This is a genomic window from Flavobacterium sp. (genome assembly GCF_027484705.1).
Taxonomy (GTDB): Bacteria; Bacteroidota; Bacteroidia; order Flavobacteriales; family Flavobacteriaceae; genus Flavobacterium.
This window is the reverse complement of the sequence record NZ_JAIXSL010000016.1, coordinates 80,018-100,084: the sequence shown is the minus strand read 5'-3', so window position 1 is coordinate 100,084 and position 20,067 is coordinate 80,018. Positions and strand designations below refer to the sequence as shown.

At 41.6% G+C, this 20,067-nt stretch carries 16 protein-coding genes; 10 read left to right on the top strand and 6 right to left on the bottom strand.

The window, feature by feature from the left end; genetic code table 11:
* Nucleotides 1-393: 393 nt before the first annotated feature.
* From thrA to thrC, 3 genes are all read left to right on the top strand, one after another.
* Complete coding sequence (thrA, locus tag Q0058_RS09095; protein ID WP_298223097.1) at nucleotides 394-2,841, top strand: bifunctional aspartate kinase/homoserine dehydrogenase I; 2,448 nt, start codon at nucleotides 394-396, stop codon at nucleotides 2,839-2,841.
* A gap of 158 nt (nucleotides 2,842-2,999) precedes the next feature.
* Complete coding sequence (locus Q0058_RS09090) at nucleotides 3,000-3,917, top strand: homoserine kinase (protein ID WP_298223095.1); 918 nt, start codon at nucleotides 3,000-3,002, stop codon at nucleotides 3,915-3,917.
* 62 nt (nucleotides 3,918-3,979) lie between these two features.
* A complete protein-coding gene (gene thrC, locus Q0058_RS09085; protein ID WP_298223597.1) occupies nucleotides 3,980-5,275 on the top strand; it encodes a threonine synthase in 1,296 nt (431 codons plus the stop codon).
* On the opposite strand, the gene Q0058_RS09080 is transcribed toward thrC, so the two are convergent.
* Nucleotides 5,261-6,112: an NAD(P)H-hydrate dehydratase gene (locus Q0058_RS09080; RefSeq protein WP_298223093.1), complete on the bottom strand. Its 852-nt coding sequence runs from the start codon at nucleotides 6,110-6,112 to the stop codon at nucleotides 5,261-5,263. The genes thrC and Q0058_RS09080 overlap by 15 nt on opposite strands.
* A 229-nt stretch (nucleotides 6,113-6,341) precedes the next feature.
* Between Q0058_RS09080 and gcvT the strand changes: the two genes are divergently transcribed.
* The gene (gcvT, locus tag Q0058_RS09075) at nucleotides 6,342-7,424 is read left to right on the top strand and encodes a glycine cleavage system aminomethyltransferase GcvT (RefSeq protein WP_298223091.1); all 1,083 of its coding nucleotides are present in this window, start codon (nucleotides 6,342-6,344) and stop codon (nucleotides 7,422-7,424) included.
* 165 nt (nucleotides 7,425-7,589) lie between these two features.
* Nucleotides 7,590-8,300: a YebC/PmpR family DNA-binding transcriptional regulator gene (locus Q0058_RS09070; protein ID WP_298223087.1), complete on the top strand. Its 711-nt coding sequence runs from the start codon at nucleotides 7,590-7,592 to the stop codon at nucleotides 8,298-8,300.
* 175 nt (nucleotides 8,301-8,475) lie between these two features.
* Here the strand turns inward: Q0058_RS09070 and Q0058_RS09065 are convergent, their stop codons facing one another.
* Entirely contained in the window at nucleotides 8,476-9,516 is a 1,041-nt protein-coding gene (locus Q0058_RS09065; protein ID WP_298223085.1) for a cysteine synthase family protein, read from the bottom strand.
* A 77-nt stretch (nucleotides 9,517-9,593) separates the two neighbouring features.
* Nucleotides 9,594-11,729 (bottom strand): S9 family peptidase, encoded by a 2,136-nt coding sequence (locus Q0058_RS09060; RefSeq protein WP_298223083.1) that lies wholly within the window; start codon nucleotides 11,727-11,729, stop codon nucleotides 9,594-9,596.
* Between the two features lie 69 nt (nucleotides 11,730-11,798).
* On the opposite strand from Q0058_RS09060, the gene Q0058_RS09055 reads away from it, so the two are divergent.
* Complete coding sequence (locus tag Q0058_RS09055; RefSeq protein ID WP_298223081.1) at nucleotides 11,799-12,125, top strand: YbaB/EbfC family nucleoid-associated protein; 327 nt, start codon at nucleotides 11,799-11,801, stop codon at nucleotides 12,123-12,125.
* On the opposite strand, the gene Q0058_RS09050 is transcribed toward Q0058_RS09055, so the two are convergent.
* Nucleotides 12,126-13,151, bottom strand: a complete 1,026-nt coding sequence (locus Q0058_RS09050; protein WP_298223079.1) for a GntG family PLP-dependent aldolase — start codon at nucleotides 13,149-13,151, stop codon at nucleotides 12,126-12,128.
* A 163-nt stretch (nucleotides 13,152-13,314) separates the two neighbouring features.
* Here Q0058_RS09050 and prfB point away from each other — a divergent pair.
* From prfB to lpxD, 3 genes are all read left to right on the top strand, one after another.
* Nucleotides 13,315-14,413, top strand: a protein-coding gene (gene prfB / locus Q0058_RS09045) for a peptide chain release factor 2 (RefSeq protein ID WP_298223077.1) whose coding sequence is annotated in 2 segments (ribosomal slippage) — nucleotides 13,315-13,377 and nucleotides 13,379-14,413 — 1,098 coding nt in all. Because the reading frame shifts where the segments join, the coding sequence is not laid out codon by codon here.
* 23 nt (nucleotides 14,414-14,436) lie between these two features.
* Nucleotides 14,437-14,979, top strand: a complete 543-nt coding sequence (locus Q0058_RS09040) for a DUF1697 domain-containing protein (protein WP_298223075.1) — start codon at nucleotides 14,437-14,439, stop codon at nucleotides 14,977-14,979.
* A gap of 120 nt (nucleotides 14,980-15,099) precedes the next feature.
* Nucleotides 15,100-16,086 carry a UDP-3-O-(3-hydroxymyristoyl)glucosamine N-acyltransferase gene (gene lpxD, locus Q0058_RS09035; RefSeq protein ID WP_298223073.1) on the top strand — a complete coding sequence of 329 codons (987 nt, stop codon included), beginning with the start codon at nucleotides 15,100-15,102 and terminating at the stop codon, nucleotides 16,084-16,086.
* 153 nt (nucleotides 16,087-16,239) lie between these two features.
* On the opposite strand, the gene Q0058_RS09030 is transcribed toward lpxD, so the two are convergent.
* Nucleotides 16,240-17,571, bottom strand: coding sequence for an inorganic phosphate transporter (locus tag Q0058_RS09030; RefSeq protein ID WP_298223071.1), 1,332 nt, complete (start codon nucleotides 17,569-17,571; stop codon nucleotides 16,240-16,242).
* Nucleotides 17,572-17,595: 24 nt separating this feature from the next.
* Complete coding sequence (locus Q0058_RS09025; protein ID WP_298223070.1) at nucleotides 17,596-18,237, bottom strand: DUF47 family protein; 642 nt, start codon at nucleotides 18,235-18,237, stop codon at nucleotides 17,596-17,598.
* Nucleotides 18,238-18,421: 184 nt separating this feature from the next.
* Here Q0058_RS09025 and Q0058_RS09020 point away from each other — a divergent pair, with 184 nt between their 5' ends.
* Nucleotides 18,422-20,050 (top strand): carboxyl transferase domain-containing protein, encoded by a 1,629-nt coding sequence (locus tag Q0058_RS09020; RefSeq protein WP_298223069.1) that lies wholly within the window; start codon nucleotides 18,422-18,424, stop codon nucleotides 20,048-20,050.
* Nucleotides 20,051-20,067 lie beyond the last annotated feature (17 nt).

Sequence of the window (20,067 nt, the reverse complement as noted above, 5' to 3'; positions counted from 1 at the left end):
CAAAATTCCATAAACGGTTGTTAAAAAACAAGGGTTGTTGATAATATTCTCGAAATAATTAAAGATTTGCCATTTTTCCGGACTTCTTTTCAGCAAATGTCAATCTTATGAATATGTAAACAACTCAAAATGAAAAATTCGCAAAAATGTTTTTTGATTTTTTATACTCAACCAAATTACATTACATTTGGATTTTTGAATACTAAAACGATGGCTTATAACAGTTCTAACACAGGCTTCAACACAACAACCAAAACTTTGGTTGTGACTACTGTTACATCAACCACTATGACCCCTTGGGGTTAAACTAATCACATATCATCCTTTGTTTTTTTTCTTCATTAGAAAAAGTTAAACTTGTCTTGTAAATACCTTACCTAAATTAAATTGAAAATGAACGTATTAAAATTTGGCGGAACTTCAGTAGCCAATGCACAGAATATAAATCTTGTCCTTGATATCGTCAACGAATATTCAAAAAAAGACCAACTTGTTGTGGTGGTTTCAGCCTTCAGCGGCGTCACCGATATGCTGGTTTTAGCGGCCGCCAATGCAGCAGCGAAAGACAAAAACTATAAGGAAATCGTCAGCCAGATCGAAAAGAAACACAAAGACGCGATTGAGGAGCTGATTCCGTTGTCCGAGCAAAGCGAATTGATCGACGCCATCAACAGCAACATCAACCATCTCAAAACCTTACTCGACGGTTGTTACCTTTTGGGCGAATTGTCAAACCGTACTTCCGATACCATATTAAGTTTCGGCGAATTACTGTCGTCGCAGATCATCGCTAAAGCCTTGCAACAAAAGATCAAAAATGCGGATTATAAAGACAGCCGTGAAGTCATCAAAACCAACAGCCACTTCGGAAAAGCCGTGGTTAATTTTGAGGTAACCAACAAATTGATTGCCGATTTCTTCAAAACAACTTCCAATACGGTGACGGTCATGCCTGGTTTTATTGCTTCTTCAGAAGATGGTAACACAACTACATTAGGCCGTGGCGGTTCCGATTATACCGCAGCAATTGTAGCAGGCGCGTTGAATTCTTCCCAATTGGAAATCTGGACGGATGTCAATGGTATGTTTACGGCCAATCCAAAAATCGTAAAACAAGCGCAACCGATTGAAACCATTTCGTATCAGGAAGCGATGGAATTGTCGCATTTCGGAGCGAAGGTTTTGTATCCGCCGACGATCCAGCCGGTTCTGAAGAAAAATATTCCAATCTTAATCAAAAATACTTTCGAACCCGAAGCCGCCGGAACTTTAATTACATCAACCGTAAGCGGAAAAGAAAATCCGATCAAAGGAATTTCGCACATTGATAAAATTGCCTTGCTCACACTCGAAGGCTCTGGAATGATTGGTGTTTCCGGTTCGTCGAAGCGTTTGTTTGAAGTGTTGTCGCACGAAAGCATCAACGTGATTTTCATTACGCAGGCTTCTTCAGAACATTCCATTTGTATTGGAATTTTGAATGCCGATGCCGATAAAGCGGAAGTTTCGATCAATAAAGCATTTGAACTAGAAATCGCGCAGAATAAAATCGATCCATGTATCGTAGAAAAAGATTTGTGTATCGTTGCTCTTGTTGGCGAAAGTATGAAAAACCACCAAGGTCTGAGCGGCAAAATGTTCAGCACCTTAGGGAAAAATAACGTCAATATCCGCGCGATTGCACAAGGCGCTTCCGAAAGGAATATTTCTGTCGTCATCAATGAGCGTGACGTCAAAAAAGCTTTGAATACTTTACACGAACGTTTCTTTGAAGACAACACCAAACAGTTGAATCTGTTCGTGATGGGCGTTGGAAATGTCGGCGAGAAATTCATCGACCAAATCCATCAACAGAAGAAATTTTTGAAAGACAACCTCAAAATCAACGTGCGTGTGATTGCGATTTCGAATTCGAGAAAAATGCATTTCGATGAAGAAGGCATCGCTTTGAAAGACTGGGCCACCTTAATTGAAAACGGCGAAACAGCCAACAAAGACGAATTCATCACCAAAGTGAAAGCACTCAATTTGCGCAACAGCATTTTCGTCGATATTACGGCCAACGAAACGATTGCGAATACTTACGATCAATACTTAGAAAAGAATATCGCAGTAGTGACTTGTAATAAAATCGCGTGTTCGTCAGCTTATGACAATTACAGCCATTTGAAACAATTATCTCGAAAATACAATGCGCCGTTTTTATTCGAAACCAATGTCGGCGCCGGTTTGCCGATCATCGATACGTTGAAACATCTAATCGCTTCAGGTGATAAGATCAATAGAATTAATGCGGTTTTATCGGGCAGTTTGAATTTCATTTTCAACAATTTCAGCGAAACGTATAGCTTTCACGATGTTGTTAAGGAAGCAGGTGTTCAGGGTTTTACAGAACCTGACCCGAAAATCGATTTAAGTGGCGTTGATGTGGCGCGCAAGATTTTAATTCTGATTCGTGAGAGCGGTTACGAAATGGAAATGGAAGATATCCAAAACAATTCGTTCCTTCCGGCAGAATGTATGAACACGACCAACAATGAGGATTTCTTCAAATCGTTAATCAAGCACTCAAGCCATTTTAAAAACTTATTAGCGGAAGCCAAACAAAAGAACAGCCGACTCAAATTCGTAGCTTCTTTCGAGAACGGAAAAGCCAGCGTAGGATTGCAATTCATTCCATCCGACAGCCCGTTTTATAATCTTGAAGGAAAAGATAATATCGTTCAGTTCTACACCGACCGTTATGTTGACCAACCTTTATTGATTAAAGGTGCCGGTGCGGGAGCTGCGGTTACGGCTTCGGGAATTTTTGCGGATGTCGTGCGCATCGGAAATGTTTAAAAAGTTACTAAGTCATTAAGTGACTGAGTGACTGAGTTAATATTCGTTAAATTGAAAATACTGTAACACACTAAAATATTAATTATAATGAACGCTAAGTTCCTTGTTTCCCTGTCCAAAACTCAGCAACTTAGGCACTCAGCAACTCAGCCACTAACATGGAAATAAAACTCTTCTGCCCAGCCACAATAGCCAACCTGTCCTGCGGTTTCGACGTCATGGGTTTGTGCCTTGATGGCGTCGGCGACGAAATGATTATTAGAAAATCAGATTTGAAAGGCATCCGCATTACCAAAATCGAAGGCGCGGATTTGCCTTTGGAAACGGAAAAGAATGTAGCAGGCGTCGCCGGTTTGGCTTTATTGAATGAACTCGATTTAGACTTCGGTTTTGAAATTGAAATCTACAAAAAAATTAAAGCCGGAAGCGGCATCGGAAGTAGTTCCGCAAGTGCAGCCGGAGCCGTTTTCGGAATCAACGAACTAGCAGGCAAACCTTTCACAAGAAAAGAACTCGTCCAATTTGCGATGCAAGGCGAAGTATTGGCCAGCGGAAGCGCTCATGCGGACAACGTGGCTCCTGCCCTTTGCGGCGGATTTACGATTGTGAGAAGTTCAAACTCATTGGATATCATCAGGATTGAAAGTCCTAACGAATTATACGCAACGGTCATTCATCCGCAAATCGAATTGAAGACATCAGAAATGCGTGCGGTTTTGCAGCCAATGGTTTCGCTAAAAAGCGCCATTACACAATGGGGCAATGTCGGCGGATTGGTTGCCGGTTTGTATACGAGCGATTATGATTTGATTGGCCGTTCTTTGCATGATGACATTGTAGAGCCTTTGCGTGGAAAATTCATTCCCCATTTTGACCAGGTAAAACAAGCGGCTTTAAACAGCGGTGCGTTAGGTTCAGGAATTTCCGGTTCAGGCCCATCGATATTTGCCTTGAGCAGAGGCATTGAAAATGCGAATAAAGTAGCAGAAGCGATGCGTAACATATTTAACGGAACTGAAATTCCTTATGAAATTCATGTTTCTAAAATCAATGCGGAAGGCGTAAAAATAATTTAAAAGCTGTAAGCAGTAGGCTTTAAGCTTATTGCCGATAGCGTAAAGCATAAAGCATGAAAAAAATGGAATACTACAGTTTAAATCATAATGCTCCCAAAGTTTCGTTTCAGGAAGCCGTAATTCAAGGTTTAGCGCCTGATAGAGGTTTGTATTTTCCCGAAAACATTACGCCACTTTCAGCAGATTTCTTCAAGAATATTGAAAATTTAAGTAACGAGGAAATCGCTTTTGAAGCCATCAGACAATTTGTCGGCGACGAAATTCCCGAAACCAATCTCAAGCAAATCATAGCAGAAACTTTGTGTTTTGATTTTCCGACAATTCAAGTTGAAGATGGGATATATTCTTTAGAATTATATCACGGCCCAACCATGGCGTTTAAAGACGTCGGCGCTAGATTCATGTCGCGTTGCCTGGCTTATTTCAATAAAGATAAAAAAGACAATAAAAATACCGTTTTGGTCGCTACTTCAGGCGATACCGGCGGCGCCGTGGCCAGCGGATTTCTTGGTGTTGCTGGTGTCGATGTCGTTATTTTATATCCGTCAGGAAAAGTCAGCGATATTCAGGAGCGTCAACTGACCACTTTAGGCCAAAACATCAAAGCACTTGAAGTTGATGGCGTTTTCGACGATTGCCAGGATATGGTTAAGAAAGCTTTTTTGGATGAAAACCTTGAATATAAGAACCTCACATCTGCAAACTCCATTAACATTGCACGCTGGTTGCCGCAGATGTTTTACTTTTTCTTTGCGTACAAGCAATTGAAATCGCAGAACAAACCAATGGTGTTTTCATGCCCAAGTGGTAATTTCGGGAACATTTGTGCTGGAATTATGGCTAAGAAATTAGGTTTACCAATTGAACATTTTGTAGCTGCCACCAATGTGAATGATACGGTTCCTCAATTTTTGGCAACCGGAAAATACGAACCGAAACCTTCCAAAGCAACAATTTCTAATGCTATGGACGTTGGGAATCCGAGTAATTTCATCCGCATCCAGGAATTGTACAACAACGATCTGAAAAAATTTGAAAAAGATTTCACTTCGTTTTCCTATGACGATGAAACTACAAGGCAAGTTTTAAAAGACATTTATAAAAATTCCGGATACATTGCCGAACCTCATGGTGCGGTTGGTTATTTGGGATTGAAAAAGGAAATGCAAAAACACAGCGGTGCTATTGGAATTTTTCTTGAAACGGCGCATCCGATCAAATTTCTTGATGTCGTTGAACCTGTTTTGGGAATAAAACTTCCGATTCCGGCACAGATTGAAAGTGTTTTGAATCAAGAGAAAATTAGCGTGAAGATTAAAACTTACGACGAGCTCAAAGCGTTTCTACAAAGTTCCTAAAGTCAGGTAAGCTTTTCCTATATTCTCAATAATATCCGAAGCGATGAACGATTGGTAACCGGTTTCCGGCAACGCAATATCGGCAGTTTTGCCATGAAGGTAAACGCCCAGAATCGCCGCATCAATCGGAGCATAAGATTGCGCCAATAAACTTGTAATCATTCCGGTCAACACGTCGCCGCTTCCTGCTGTAGCCAAAGCTGCATTTCCCGAAATATTGTCATAAATCGATTCGCGGTCTACGATGCGAGTCGGAGCGCCTTTGACCACGATAATAATGTTGTATTTGACGGCAAAATCTACGGTTTTCTGCATTTTCTGGTTTTCGGTTTCCCAAGTTCCTACAAGTCGCTCGAGTTCTTTGGGATGCGGTGTCAGTATCGTTCCGGGTTGGAGCAACGAAAACCAATCGGGGTTTAGCGCCAAACAATTCAAAGCGTCGGCATCGATTACTAAAGGAATTTCGTTCGTGTTAAGAAATTCGTGCAGCGCCTTTTGGGTTTTGGGTTCCTGCCCCATGCCTATTCCAATTCCTATCGCTTGTGGCTTGATTTCGAAATCAATTTTGGAAATGTTTATTTCGTCAGCATCTGTAAGCACCATCACTTCTGGAATCGAAGTCTGGATGATTTCATAACCGCATTTGGGTATGAAAGCCGTGACCAATCCGCAACCGGTTTTGAGTGCTGCTTTTGAAGCAAGGCTTACGGCTCCGATTTTCCCATAACTTCCGCCAATAATCAGCGCGTGCCCTTGAATGCCTTTGTGCGTTTTGGGTTGGATCGGTTGGTATCGTTTGACGACTTCTTTGAGGTTGATGGGAAACGGAAGGTTCATGTCGTTGTGTTTGAATGGTATTGGTAAAAATACATTATTTTTTGTTGGGAACGTACTGCCCTAGCCCCGATCGTAATGGAAATCCTTTGACGACGGTGTTCGGCGGCAAAGATTGTATTGTAGAGCGGGAAAAAGCTCCTAAAAAATATTAGACATTTTACAATTATCGCTCCTAAAAATTGGGAATTTTTGAATAAATTAGCGGCTTTAAATTTAATTCCACATCCTGATGAAAAACACAGCGCTTACGCATCTTCACGAAAGTCTCGGAGCCAAAATGCTTCCTTTTGCCGGTTATAATATGCCTATTTTGTATGAAGGCGTCAATGCGGAACACGAAACCGTACGCAATGGCGTGGGCGTTTTCGACGTGTCTCATATGGGCGAATTTTTGTTGACGGGCGATAATGCTTTGGCGTTGATTCAGAAAGTGACTTCGAACGATGCCTCAACTTTGACGATTGGGCGTGCACAATATTCGTGTTTGCCGAATAAAGATGGCGGGATTGTAGACGATTTGATTGTGTACAGAATGAAGGAAGATCAGTATTTGCTTGTGGTGAATGCTTCAAATATTGAGAAAGATTGGGAATGGATTTCCAGTTTCAATGATATGAACGTCGAAATGCGCAACCTTTCGGATGAGTATTCTTTGCTTGCGATTCAGGGGCCGAAAGCAGTGGAAGCGATGCAATCGTTGACTTCGGTTGATTTGAGTTCGATTGCTTATTATCATTTTGAAGTCGGTGATTTTGCCGGTTTTCCGCATGTCATCATTTCGGCAACTGGTTATACAGGTTCTGGCGGATTTGAAATCTATTGCAAAAATTCAGAAGTGGAAACCATCTGGAACAAAGCTTTTGAAGCCGGTGCCGCTTTTGGAATCAAGCCGATCGGTTTGGCGGCGCGCGATACGTTGCGTTTGGAAATGGGATTTTGTTTGTACGGGAATGACATCAATGATACGACTTCGCCTTTGGAAGCCGGTTTGGGATGGATTACGAAATTCAACAAGGATTTTGTGAATTCCGAGAATTTGAAAAAACAGAAAGAAGCCGGTGTGAAACGCAAACTCGTGGGTTTTGAAATGCAGGAACGTTCGGTGCCGCGCCATGACTACGAAATTGTGGATGCTAGTGAAAATGTGATTGGTGTTGTGACTTCGGGAACAATGTCGCCTACTTTAGGAATCGGAATCGGTTTGGGTTATGTAACTACGGAACACAGCGCTGTGGGTAGCGATATTTATATTAGGATTCGTAAGAATGACGTTCCTGCTAAAGTCGTGAAGTTGCCTTTTTATAAAAAGTAAATGGAACGCGGATAACAAGGATTTGGCGGATTGGCGCAGATTTTAATTGATTTTTTATCCGAGAAAATCCGCGTCATTAGCTTCATCGGCGTGCCATAAAAACATTTGAAAAAACAAAGAATAATTATATTTTTGCCGAACAATAGGCAGTAAAAAACATTAGAAATGGGAAGAGCGTTTGAATTCCGCAAAGGAAGAAAAATGAAGCGTTGGTCAGCAATGGCTAAGGCATTTACAAGAATCGGAAAAGACATCGTCATGGCGGTGAAAGAAGGCGGACCGAATCCGGATGCGAATTCGAGATTGCGTGCCGTGATTCAGAATGCGAAGGCGGCAAACATGCCGAAAGAGAATGTAGAAAGAGCCATAAAAAAAGCTACCGATAAAGACACCGCGAATTATAAGGAAGTATTGTTTGAAGGTTACGCACCGCACGGAATCGCAATCCTGATTGAAACTGCTACTGACAACAACAACAGAACCGTGGCGAACATCAGAAGCTATTTCAACAAATGCAACGGAACGATGGGAACGCAAGGTTCTGTGGAATTTATGTTCGATCATACTTGCAATTTCCGCATTCCTTCAGCTGGTTTAGATCCTGAAGAACTCGAGTTGGAATTGATTGATTTCGGTGCTGAAGAAGTGTTTGAAGACGAAGACGGTATTTTGATTTATGCGCCTTTCGAAAGCTTTGGTGCGATCCAGAAAGAACTTGAAAACCGTAAACTTGAAATCTTATCTTCAGGTTTTGAGAGAATCCCGCAAGTGACTAAAGCGCTTACTGAAGCTCAAGTCGCTGATGTAGAAAAATTATTGGAAAAGATTGAGGAAGATGATGATGTGCAGAATGTATATCATACGATGGAGGAATAGACACGCTGCGCTCAGGACACGCCCTGCGGGCTTAAGACACGCTACGCTTTAGACGCGCCTTCGGCTTTGAGACAGAAAGAATTGTATAAAAAAACTCCGAAATATCATTCGGAGTTTTTTTATGTCTTAAGCGCAGCGAGTCTGGAGCGAAGCGTGTCCAAAGGCGCAGCCGTGTCTATTTTATAAATTCAATCTTCTGCACTTCCTCTGCATTCACGCTATCGAAGAAACCCTGATCATTCATCCATTCGTCACTGAAAACTTTGCTCATGTAACGCGAACCATGATCTGGGAAAATAGCAATCACATTGCTGTCAGCTGTAAATTCTCCTTCTTCGGCGTATTGTCTTATAGCTTGCATTACCGCTCCGGAAGTATAGCCTACGAACAATCCTTCTTTTTTGGCGATTTCACGTGTGACGTGTGCGCTTTCCTCATCGGTTACTTTCATGAATTTATCAATCATATCAAAATCAGTAGCCGTTGGAATCAGATTTTTTCCTAAGCCTTCAATTCTGTAGGGATAAATTTCGCTATTGTCAAACTCTTTAGTTTCGTGGTATTTCTTCAAAACAGAACCAAAAGCATCAACGCCTAAAATACGGATGTCCGGATTTTGCTCTTTTAGATATTTAGCAGTTCCTGAAATGGTTCCGCCGGTTCCGCTGCAAGCTACCAAATGCGTGATTTTTCCTTGTGTCTGTTCCCAGATCTCAGGACCAGTTGTTTGGTAATGCGCGTCGATGTTGAGTTGGTTGAAATATTGGTTGATGTATACCGAGCCTTTGGTTTCTTCATGCAAACGCTTGGCTACACTATAGTAAGAACGCTCGTCATCTGCTGAAACGTGCGCTGGGCAGACATATACTTTGGCTCCTAAACTGCGGAGCATATCAATTTTATCTTTAGAAGATTTTGAACTCACGGCCAAAATACAACTGTAACCTTTGATGATGCTGACCATCGCCAGACTGAAACCAGTATTGCCTGATGTAGTTTCTATAATGGTATCACCCGGAGAAAGAATGCCTCGCTTTTCAGCTTCTTCAATAATGTATAAAGCGATTCTGTCTTTAGTGGAATGACCGGGATTAAAAGCTTCTACCTTAGCATAAAAATTACCTTCTAAATTCTCGGTAAGCTTGTTGAGCTTAATAAGAGGTGTGTTTCCTATTAATTCCAAGACATTATTGTAGGCTTTTATTTTTTCTTTCATAAAAAAATGGTTAATCGAGATTTTGTATCAATAACGGGCAACCTCAAATCCTTGCAAATCTAACAAAAAAAATCGAATTACTTTTGAATTTTTTCCAAATCTAATAAAAATGTAAATTCTTTAGCGAGCTCTTTCAAGGCTTCAAATCTTCCTGAAGCCCCGCCATGACCGGCATCCATATTAGTATCGAGAAACAATTGTTTGTTGTTGGTTTTAGTTACTCGCAATTTAGCGACCCATTTGGCCGGTTCCCAATACTGCACCTGAGAATCGTGTAAACCGGTAGAAACATACATGTTAGGATATGCCTGAGCGACCACATTATCATAAGGCGAATACGAACGCATATAATCGTAATATTTTTTATCATTCGGATTACCCCATTCGTCATATTCTCCTGTAGTCAATGGAATTGAATCATCAAGCATCGTCGTCATAACATCCACGAAAGGAACTTGTGCAATCATCCCGTTATAAAGTTGTGGCGCCATATTGGCCACGGCACCCATCAATAATCCGCCAGCAGAACCACCTTCGGCATACAAATGTTCCGGGGAAGTCCATTTTTCGGCAATAAGATATTTCGAACAATCGATGAAATCCGTAAAAGTGTTTTTCTTTTTCAACAATTTGCCATCTTCATACCATTGACGCCCCAAATCTTCACCACCTCGAATGTGCGCAATCGCATAAACAAATCCGCGGTCTAAAAGTGACAGACGTGTTGACGAAAAATAAGGATCCATTGAAATCCCGTAAGAGCCGTAAGCATATTGCAATACAGGATTTTTGCCATCTTTCTTCAAACCTTTGCGATAAACGATTGACATCGGTACTTTTGTTCCGTCGGTCGCAGTCGCCCAAATGCGTTCTTCGATGTAATTGTTCTTGTCGAATTTTCCTCCGAGCACCTGCTGTTCTTTCTTGATTTCCTTAGTTTTCGTTTTCATATTGAAATCAATCACCGAAGAAGGCGTCGCCATCGATTGGTAACCATAACGCAAAACATCGGTATCGAAATCGACATTGGTGGTCGTGTAAGCGGTGTATGTTTCTATATCGAAAGGCAAATAATATTCCCCTTTCCCACTCCACGGCATGATGCGGATTTTGTTGAGCCCATTGCTTCTTTCTGAAACCACGAGATAATCCTTGAAAATATCAATACCTTCAATCAAAACATCGTCGCGATGCGGAATCAAATCTTTCCAGTTTTCTTTTGATGTGGTATTTTCAGGCGTTTTCATCAATTTGAAATTGGTCGCCTTGTCTTTATTGGTTACGATGTAAAAGCTGTCGCCGTAATGTGAAATGCTGTATTCCAAGCCGCGAACCCTTTCCTGAAACACTTTGAATTCGCTGTCGGGCTCATCCGCTAAAATCGTTCTGTATTCATCCGTCAAAGTACTTGACGAACTAATTGAAATGTATTTTTTCGATTTCCCTTTAGCCACAGAAACGTTGAACGTATCGTCTTTTTCGAAATAAACCAACACATCTTTTGCAGTCTCATCTCCTAATTTGTGTTTGAAAACCTTATCCGAACGCAACGTTTTCTCGTCCTGGCGTGTATAGAAAATGGTTTTGTTGTCATTGGCCCAAGCGACATTTCCGGTGCAATTCTCCATTTTATCGGTCAGGATTTCGCCGGTCATTAAGTTCTTGATTTGCAAAGTGTAAATCCTGCGACCGACAACATCCAAAGCAAAAACCGCAAACTGGTTGTCATTGCTGATGCTGATGCCGCTCAACTGGAAGAATTTATGCCCTTTCGCCATTTCATTGCCATTGAACATGATTTCCTCAGGCGCACTCAAACTGCCTTTTTTTCTGGAATAGATCGGATAATCCTGCCCTTTTTCAAAACGTGTGATGTAATAATAACCATTATATAAATAAGGAACTGACTCGTCATCTTCCTTGATGCGGCCTTTCATTTCGGCAAACAAGGCGGTCTGGAAATCCTTAGTATGCGCTGTGGCTTTGTTGTAGTAATCGTTTTCTTTGTTGAGATAGTCAATGACTTCGGGGTTTTCGCGGTCATTGAGCCAGAAATAGTTGTCGGTTCTGACGTCTCCGTGCTTTTCTAATGTTTTGGGTTTTATTGTTGCAACAGGTGGTTGGTTTTGATCTGACATTGATTTCGTTTTGTTTTGAGAATATGAAGCTGCAAAAATAAGACAAAGACAATTCAAAATAAGGCGTTTTTTCATCTTTTGTGTATTGATTGTGAAAGGGCAATTTAGTAATTTTAACGCTTCAAAACCGTAAAAATTATCAACATGTTTGGAGATATCATGGGCATGATGGGCAAATTAAAGGAAGCCCAGCAAAAAGTGGAAGCCACTAAAAAAAGATTGGACACCGTTTTAATAGACGAACAAAGCAACGATGGCTTGCTTAAAGTCACTTTGACGGCCAACCGTAAAATAAAATCCATAACAATTGACGATACTTTACTTGAGGACAAAGAACAACTCGAAGACTATCTTGTCCTCGTTATGAACAAAGCCATCGAATGCGCGACAACCATCAACGAAAACGAACTCGCCATCGCAGCCAAAGACGGTATGCCGAATATTCCCGGAATGGACGGCTTGTTTAAATAATTAAAAAGTCATTTTCTCCAAAGCTTCCAAGACATACGTGTGCATCACTTCTTTATAATCGAGATGTGTGACCATTCTTAAAGTGCCTTTAGCCATCAGACTGATCGCAATGCCTTTTTGCGCGAGTTTGTCGATGATTTCTTTGTCGGCAATATGAGATTGTACGGAAAATATGATAATGTTCGTTTCAACAGGTTCTACTTTGGCGACCCAAGACAATTGTTGCAACTTCGATCCTAATTCTTTGGCGCGTCGATGGTCGTCTTCCAATCTGTTGATGTTGTTCTGCAATGCATAAATCCCTGCAGCGGCTAAATAACCAGACTGACGCAAATTACCACCAAATATTTTTCGGATGCGCAAGGCTCTTTTCATGGTGGCTGCATCGGAAAGCAACACAGAGCCAATAGGAGCTCCCAAACCTTTAGAAAAGCAAACCGAAATCGTATCGAACAAGGCGCCGAACTGTTTCGGATGTTGTTTTTTGGCGATCATCGCGTTCCACAAACGCGCGCCATCGAGATGGTATTTGAGGTTGTTATCTACACAAACCTGTTTGATTTCTTGTAAAGTCTCGATGTCATAACAAGCACCGCCACCTTTATTGGTCGTGTTTTCGATGCCGACCATTTTCGATAAAGGCGCATGATAAAACTCCGGATCGTTGATGCCATTCTTCACTTGTTCCGCCGTAATCATCCCGCGATGCCCGTCGAGTAAGTTGAAATTGACGCCGCTGTTGAACGAAGCGCCACCCGCTTCATATAAATGAATGTGCGACCATTTATCGCAAATGATCTGATCTCCGGGATTGGTGTTAAGCTTGATTGCGGTTTGGTTGGCCATCGTTCCCGAAGGAAAAAAGAGCGCCGCTTCCATGCCGAACAGTTCCGCCACTTTACTTTCAAAGTCGTTGACGGTCGGGTCTTGCTTGAACACATCATCGCCTACTTTGGCGTTGAACATCGCCTGCAGCATTTCTGGTGACGGTTTGGTGACGGTATCGCTGATTAAATTTATTTCCATATCTGTGGCAGAAAGTTTACTTTTGTTTTCGATTTTGTTCAGGAGCATATTCCCGCTGTCCGTTACTATCTTTTGCGCCGAACCCCGGCACAAAAGGATAACCACTTCCATCGGGGCTAGAAATCAGCATCCAAATAACGATCGCCAAAATTAAATATAATTTATGACAACTACCGAACAAATAAAAGGTATTGTAGAACGCCTTGGTGCGTTGAGGAGGTATCTTTGACATCGATGCCAAGCTTGTAGAAATTGCCAACGAAGAGGAAAAGACTTTCGCCCCGAATTTTTGGGATAACGCCAAGGAAGCCGAGATCCTCGTAAAGAACCTGCGCTCTAAGAAAAAGTGGGTTGAAGATTACGAAAAAGCCATCATTCTCACCGATGAGTTACAGCTTGCTTTTGAGTTTTATAAAGAAGGTGAACTCACTGTAGATGAACTCGATGCGCAGTTTGATGTAGCCAATACGTTTATAGAAGATATCGAGTTTAAAAATATGCTTTCCGACGAAGGCGATTCGCTTAGTGCCGTACTGCAGATTACAGCCGGAGCTGGCGGAACCGAAAGCTGCGATTGGGCCGAAATGCTCATGCGCATGTATATGATGTGGGCCGAAAAATCAGGTTATAAGATCAAGGAACTCAACTTCCAGAAAGGTGATGCCGCAGGAATAAAAACCGTGACTTTGGAAATTGAAGGCGATTTTGCGTTCGGTTATCTCAAAGGTGAAAACGGTGTGCATCGTTTGGTGCGGATTTCCCCGTTCGACAGCAATGCGAAACGGCATACTTCTTTTGTTTCGGTTTATGTTTATCCGTTGGTGGATGATACGATTGAAATCGACATCAACCCTGCCGATATTGACATCATCACCTCGCGTTCGAGTGGTGCCGGTGGTCAGAATGTCAATAAAGTGGAGACTAAAGTGCAGTTGTTTCACAAGCCTACGGGAATCCAGATTCAGTGTTCGGAAACGCGTTCGCAGCAGGACAACCGACAACGCGCGATGCAGATGCTGAAATCGCAGTTGTACGAAATTGAACTCAAGAAACAACAGGAACAGCGCAACGATATCGAGGCCGAAAAGATGAAAATCGAATGGGGTTCGCAAATCCGGAATTATGTGATGCATCCCTACAAATTGGTGAAAGATGTCCGCACGGGTTACGAAACCAGCGATGTCGACGGCGTAATGAATGGCGAGATTGATGCGTTTCTAAAAGCGTTTCTGATGATGATGGGACAAAAAGAAGAACACTAAATTGAGATTTTAGAACATAAGGTATGGCGACTTATATTGCTTTATTGCGCGGCATCAATGTTAGCGGTCATAAGATCATTAAGATGGAAACATTGCGTCAGGTTTTGAGTGAACTCGATTTTGAGAACATTACCACTTACATCCAAAGCGGCAATATTATTTTTGACAGTGCGATTTCGGACGTTGCCATTTTGGAAGAAATGATTGCTCAGAAAATTGAAGAACATTTTGGTTTTCTGGTTCCGGTGCGCGTTACGACTTTAGAAGAATTAAAAACCATCGTTTCCGAAAATCCTTTTGTTGCCGAAAATCTTTTGGATCCCACACAACCTTATGTGGCATTTCTCTCTGATATTCCGCTTGCTGATAATTTCAATCAATTACAAGCGATAGATTTCGCCAACGACCGCTTCATAAATAAAAACCGTGCGCTTTATTTATGGTATGCCGATTCTGCCGCAAACACCAAACTCAATAATGTAGTCATCGAAAAAAAGCTCCGATTGCAAGCCACTTCGCGCAATTGGAAAACGATTTTGAAACTCATTGCGCTGGCCGAAAAATAATAAAGTCATTAGTGCGTTATTAATGTCATTGCGTTTCCGGAATTTCTTTAAGAATTAGGTATTTTCATTCTTATTGTTTTTATTTGGGAAATTATAACCAACAAAAACCCAAGTCTAAACATGAAATCGTATTCTTTGCTCGAAATCAACGAAGTCCTTAAAGGCGTTATATCCGGATCAACCACTAAAAAAATTACGGCTCCAGAACAATTAAGCCTCGCCAGCGATTCTGAGATTTCATTCATTGGGAACAAGAAATATGAGAAGTTTTGGGAAACCTCTAAAGCTTGTGTTGCGGTAGTTAACGAAGACATTTCTATAGAACCGGGTGAAAATCGCGCGTTCATCAAAGTTAAGAATGCCGATTTAGCAATGTCGCAGGTATTGGAAATGTTCGCTCCTGCTCCACCGGTATTTGACACTGACATTCACCCAACAGCCGTGATCGATGCTTCAGCCGTGATTGGACAAGGTTCGAAAATCGGTGCCAATTGTTATATAGGACCGAAAGTAACGCTTGGCGAAAACACCATAATCTATCCTAATGTTACCATATTTGATGAATGTACGATTGGCAAAAACACCGTAATCTGGTCTGGAGCCGTTGTTCGCGAGCGTTGTCATATTGGAAATTATTGCATCATACACCCGAACGCTACCATTGGTGCAGACGGATTTGGATTCAGGCCTTGTGCTGAAAGAGGTTTGGTGAAGATTCCGCAAATCGGCAATGTAGTCATTGGCAACAATGTTGAAATCGGCGCAAACTCAAGTGTAGATCGCGGAAAATTCAGTTCTACCGTTTTGGGTGACGGCTGCAAAATCGATAATCTGGTTCAAATTGGTCACAACAGCCAACTTGGAAAATTCTGCATTATGGCCGGAAACAGCGGTTTGGCCGGATCAGTGACACTCGGAAACGGTGTAATCATCGGAGGTAGTGCATCAATTAAAGACCACCTTACGCTTGGCGATGGCGTTATCGTAGGCGCCGGTTCCGGAGTAGCAGCCGATGTTGAAGCCGGAAAAACGGTTTTGGGTTATCCTGCCGTTGAAGCTCGTGATGCCTTAAAACAATGGGCAGCGATAAAACGACTGATTAAATAAAAATCCTATCCAAAATCCAACAATAATCTGAGTGAACTTAAACTAAAGAATCATGCTGAACAAATTGAGGTTTGCGTCTTAGAGTAAAAATTCTTGTACTACTGAACAAAAAAACTGCCTTAAAAAAGGCAGTTTTTTTTATGTTATATCTTCTTATAAAAATAAATTGAGCAGCAAATAAACCAAAGCAGCCAGAACAGCAGAAACCGGAATCGTCAATAACCACGCCCATAATAGTTTTACAGTGATGCCCCAACGCACGGCAGAAACCCTTTTGGTGATTCCTACCCCGATGATGGAACCTGCAATAGTATGTGTAGTCGATACCGGAATTTTGAAATGCTCTGTAGAGAACAATGTCAATGCTCCTGCAGATTCCGCCACCACGCCTTCAAATGCGGTTACTTTTGTGATTTTGGAGCCCATCGTTTTTACGATTTTCCAACCACCACTGAGTGTTCCTAAAGCGATTACGGTATAACAGGTCAGTGGAATCCATTCAGGCATCACGCCATCGATCTTGACGCCGTCTTTTTCAGATGGCAGCACAACATTCAAATCTAACCAACCTACAGACATATCCACATGCGGATTGGATTTGATATACACCGCAACTGCTGCAGCGATGATTCCCATTACTTTTTGTGAATCGTTTCCACCGTGTCCTAAACTGAATGCCGCAGAAGACAACAACTGCATTTTCTTCAAGACAGCTTCCGCTTTTGCGGTTGAAAATGAACTGAAGAACAAATTGAAAATCGCCAGACTATAAAACACTACGCCCACCAAAAACCATTTGATATTCGCAGGTTCACAAAAGAAACTAAGCGTATGGCTTTCAAATCTTGGCTTTTTAATATCGGAATAGGATTCCAATACGCTACTTAAAAACCAAGCTACCAATACCATTAAAACGACCGTGAGAATTTTTGGGTAAATATTTTTTTTAGAGGAATACATCAGCCATAACGACATGAAATAGGCGATAATCATTCCGAGTAAAGGTGCAAATACGATAAACAAAATAACAATCAATACCCCTGAAGGCAATAATTCACCCGCTTTGGCCTGATTAATCCAGTTTACGATTTTAAATCCCGCATGTTCAGGATCGGTCACGCCTGTGAAACCATGAGCAATGGCTGCGCCCGCAAATCCACCAATCAAAGTATGTGAGGACGAAGACGGAATTCCTTTCCACCATGTGATTAAATTCCAGATAATTGCCGCGATGACACCCGATAAAATCACGATCAAATTGATATTGCTAGTATTTGCCGTTTTAGCAACCGTATCAGCAACACCAAATCCGAAAACCCAATACGCTAAAAAGTTGAAAAAAGCAGCCCACAAAACGGCCTGAAAAGGCGTCAATACTTTTGTGGCTACAATCGTGGCAATCGAGTTCGCCGCATCGTGAAAACCATTAATATAGTCAAAGATTAAAGAAAGGACTATAATGATAATGAGAAGTGTAAAATCCATAAAATGAAATTTTAGTTGGCGATTTTATGAATGTTTCACCGAAATTTGTTCCATCACGTTCGATACGCTTTTACATTTATCTGATGCTGATTCTAATGCCGACAAAACTTCTTTATATTTAATGATATTTTTAGCATCGGTTTCATTTTCAAAGATATCCGCGACGGCCTTGTCGAAAACATCATCCGCTTTACTTTCCAATTTATTGATTCTTTTGCAGGTTTCTTTGATGGCTTTGTTGTTCATGACTTTCAATTCTCTAATTCCAACACCAATGAGCTGACAAGCTTCAAGGTTGATTTCAGTTAGTTTCCTGATCGATTTTGTGATTTTCTCTACCTGATACAAACGCATTCTGCTCGCGGCACCGTGCATAAAATCCGCCACGTTGTCGATGGATTTTATCAACATATGAATATCTTCGCGGTCAAAAGGTGTAATGAAATTTCTGCTGAGCTCCAAGTGTGTCATGTGCGTAATTTCTTCAATCGTGATTTCCAGATCCGCTATTTTCTTAAAATATTCTTCTCTTTCTTCTTTAGGCGCATTGACAGCTTCATGCAAAGTTTCTGCTAAAATAATTAAGTTCGCAGAAGCCTGTTCAAATAAAGGGAAGAACTTTTTATCTTTCGGAACTAAAAACTGAAAAATATTATTTAATGTCATGACTGTTGGTTTAAAATTTTGAAGCAAAAGTAACCTGTTAATGTTAATTTAATATTAAGTTAGCAACAAGAAGTTGTTATCGAGTTAACCTTTTCTTAAAGATAAATTTACATTAGTTTTGAATAAGCCGCAGCATAATTCAAACGATTTCGTATTTTAGCGCATCAATAAACCAGAAGCTTTTATGGACATCAACTTCAATAAAAACGAAGATCACAACAAACTTTTACTTTCCGATTTAAAACAACGATTTGCCAAAGTCCGTTTGGGCGGCGGTGAAAAAAGAATCGAAAAACTGCATGCTGAAGGAAAAATGACGGCGCGCGAACGCATCGATTATTTGCTCGACCCAAAAGCCAAAAGCATCGAGATTGGCGCTTTTGTTGGCGATGGCATGTATGCGGAACACGGCGGTTGTCCTTCGGGCGGTGTCGTGGTCAAAATCGGATACATCAAAGGAAAGCAATGTATTGTGGTCGCTAATGATGCTACTGTAAAAGCCGGCGCTTGGTTTCCAATTACCGGAAAAAAGAATTTAAGAGCACAGGAAATCGCGATGGAAAACCGTTTGCCGATTATCTATCTAGTCGATTCAGCCGGTGTTTATTTACCTATGCAAGATGAAATTTTCCCAGATAAAGAACACTTCGGAAGAATTTTTCGAAACAATGCCGTGATGTCGAGTATGGGAATCACCCAAATCGCCGCCGTCATGGGAAGCTGTGTAGCCGGTGGCGCTTACCTTCCGATTATGAGCGATGAAGCGATGATCGTGGATAAAACCGGAAGCATCTTTTTAGCCGGAAGTTATCTCGTGAAAGCCGCAATCGGAGAAACCATAGACAACGAAACCCTCGGAGGCGCCACAACACATTGCTCGATTTCAGGCGTAACGGATTACAAAGCAAAAGACGATAAAGACGCTTTAGACCGAATCAAAAGTATCGTCGGGAAAATTGGAGATTACGATAAAGCAGGTTTTAACAGAGAAAAAGCTGAAAAACCGGCTGCTGACGAAAAAGAAATATACGGCATCATTCCAAAATCGCGGGCCGATCAGTACGATATGTATGACATCATCAAACGATTGGTCGATAATTCCGAGTGGGACGAATACAAACCCGATTACGGAAAAACTTTAATCACAGCTTACACCAGAATTGACGGTTGGGCCGTAGGCATTGTTGCGAACCAACGAAAAGTAGTCAAAACTGCCAAAGGCGAAATGCAATTTGGTGGTGCGATTTATTCGGATTCTGCCGATAAAGCCACGCGTTTTATAGCGAATTGCAACCAAAAGAAAATCCCGTTGGTGTTTGTGCAGGACGTTACCGGTTTTATGGTCGGTTCTAAAAGTGAACATGGTGGAATCATTAAAGATGGCGCTAAAATGGTCAACGCCGTTTCCAATTCTGTGGTGCCGAAGTTTACGGTGATTGTCGGCAATTCTTACGGAGCCGGAAATTACGCGATGTGCGGAAAAGCATACGATCCGAGATTGATTTTCGCCTGGCCAAGTGCAGAACTCGCTGTGATGGGCGGAACACAAGCCGCGAAAGTGTTGGCACAAATCGAAGCTTCTTCGTTAAAAGCCAAAGGAGAAGTCGTCGATGAAGTCAAAGAAAAAGAACTGTTCGACAAAATAAAAGCACGTTACGATGCGCAGGTTTCTCCCTATTATGCGGCCTCAAGATTGTGGACAGATGCGATCATCGATCCGATAGATACCAGAACCTGGATTTCAATGGGTATTGAAGCGGCGAACCACGCTCCTATTGAGAAAAAATTCAATCTTGGAGTGATTCAGGTTTAACTACAAATCAACGTTTA

What these genes read in the sequence shown, in the direction of transcription:
- Q0058_RS09060 (WP_298223083.1), bottom strand. Translation starts at nt 11,729, where the DNA reads ATGAAAAAACGCCTTATTTTGAATTGTCTTTGTCTTATTTTTGCAGCT.
- Q0058_RS09055 (WP_298223081.1), top strand. Translation starts at nt 11,799, where the DNA reads ATGTTTGGAGATATCATGGGCATGATGGGCAAATTAAAGGAAGCCCAG.
- thrA (WP_298223097.1), top strand. Translation starts at nt 394, where the DNA reads ATGAACGTATTAAAATTTGGCGGAACTTCAGTAGCCAATGCACAGAAT.
- Q0058_RS09030 (WP_298223071.1), bottom strand. Translation starts at nt 17,571, where the DNA reads ATGGATTTTACACTTCTCATTATCATTATAGTCCTTTCTTTAATCTTT.
- lpxD (WP_298223073.1), top strand. Translation starts at nt 15,100, where the DNA reads ATGAAATCGTATTCTTTGCTCGAAATCAACGAAGTCCTTAAAGGCGTT.
- gcvT (WP_298223091.1), top strand. Translation starts at nt 6,342, where the DNA reads ATGAAAAACACAGCGCTTACGCATCTTCACGAAAGTCTCGGAGCCAAA.
- Q0058_RS09065 (WP_298223085.1), bottom strand. Translation starts at nt 9,516, where the DNA reads ATGAAAGAAAAAATAAAAGCCTACAATAATGTCTTGGAATTAATAGGA.
- Q0058_RS09090 (WP_298223095.1), top strand. Translation starts at nt 3,000, where the DNA reads ATGGAAATAAAACTCTTCTGCCCAGCCACAATAGCCAACCTGTCCTGC.
- Q0058_RS09040 (WP_298223075.1), top strand. Translation starts at nt 14,437, where the DNA reads ATGGCGACTTATATTGCTTTATTGCGCGGCATCAATGTTAGCGGTCAT.
- Q0058_RS09020 (WP_298223069.1), top strand. Translation starts at nt 18,422, where the DNA reads ATGGACATCAACTTCAATAAAAACGAAGATCACAACAAACTTTTACTT.
- thrC (WP_298223597.1), top strand. Translation starts at nt 3,980, where the DNA reads ATGGAATACTACAGTTTAAATCATAATGCTCCCAAAGTTTCGTTTCAG.
- Q0058_RS09070 (WP_298223087.1), top strand. Translation starts at nt 7,590, where the DNA reads ATGGGAAGAGCGTTTGAATTCCGCAAAGGAAGAAAAATGAAGCGTTGG.
- Q0058_RS09050 (WP_298223079.1), bottom strand. Translation starts at nt 13,151, where the DNA reads ATGGAAATAAATTTAATCAGCGATACCGTCACCAAACCGTCACCAGAA.
- Q0058_RS09080 (WP_298223093.1), bottom strand. Translation starts at nt 6,112, where the DNA reads ATGAACCTTCCGTTTCCCATCAACCTCAAAGAAGTCGTCAAACGATAC.
- Q0058_RS09025 (WP_298223070.1), bottom strand. Translation starts at nt 18,237, where the DNA reads ATGACATTAAATAATATTTTTCAGTTTTTAGTTCCGAAAGATAAAAAG.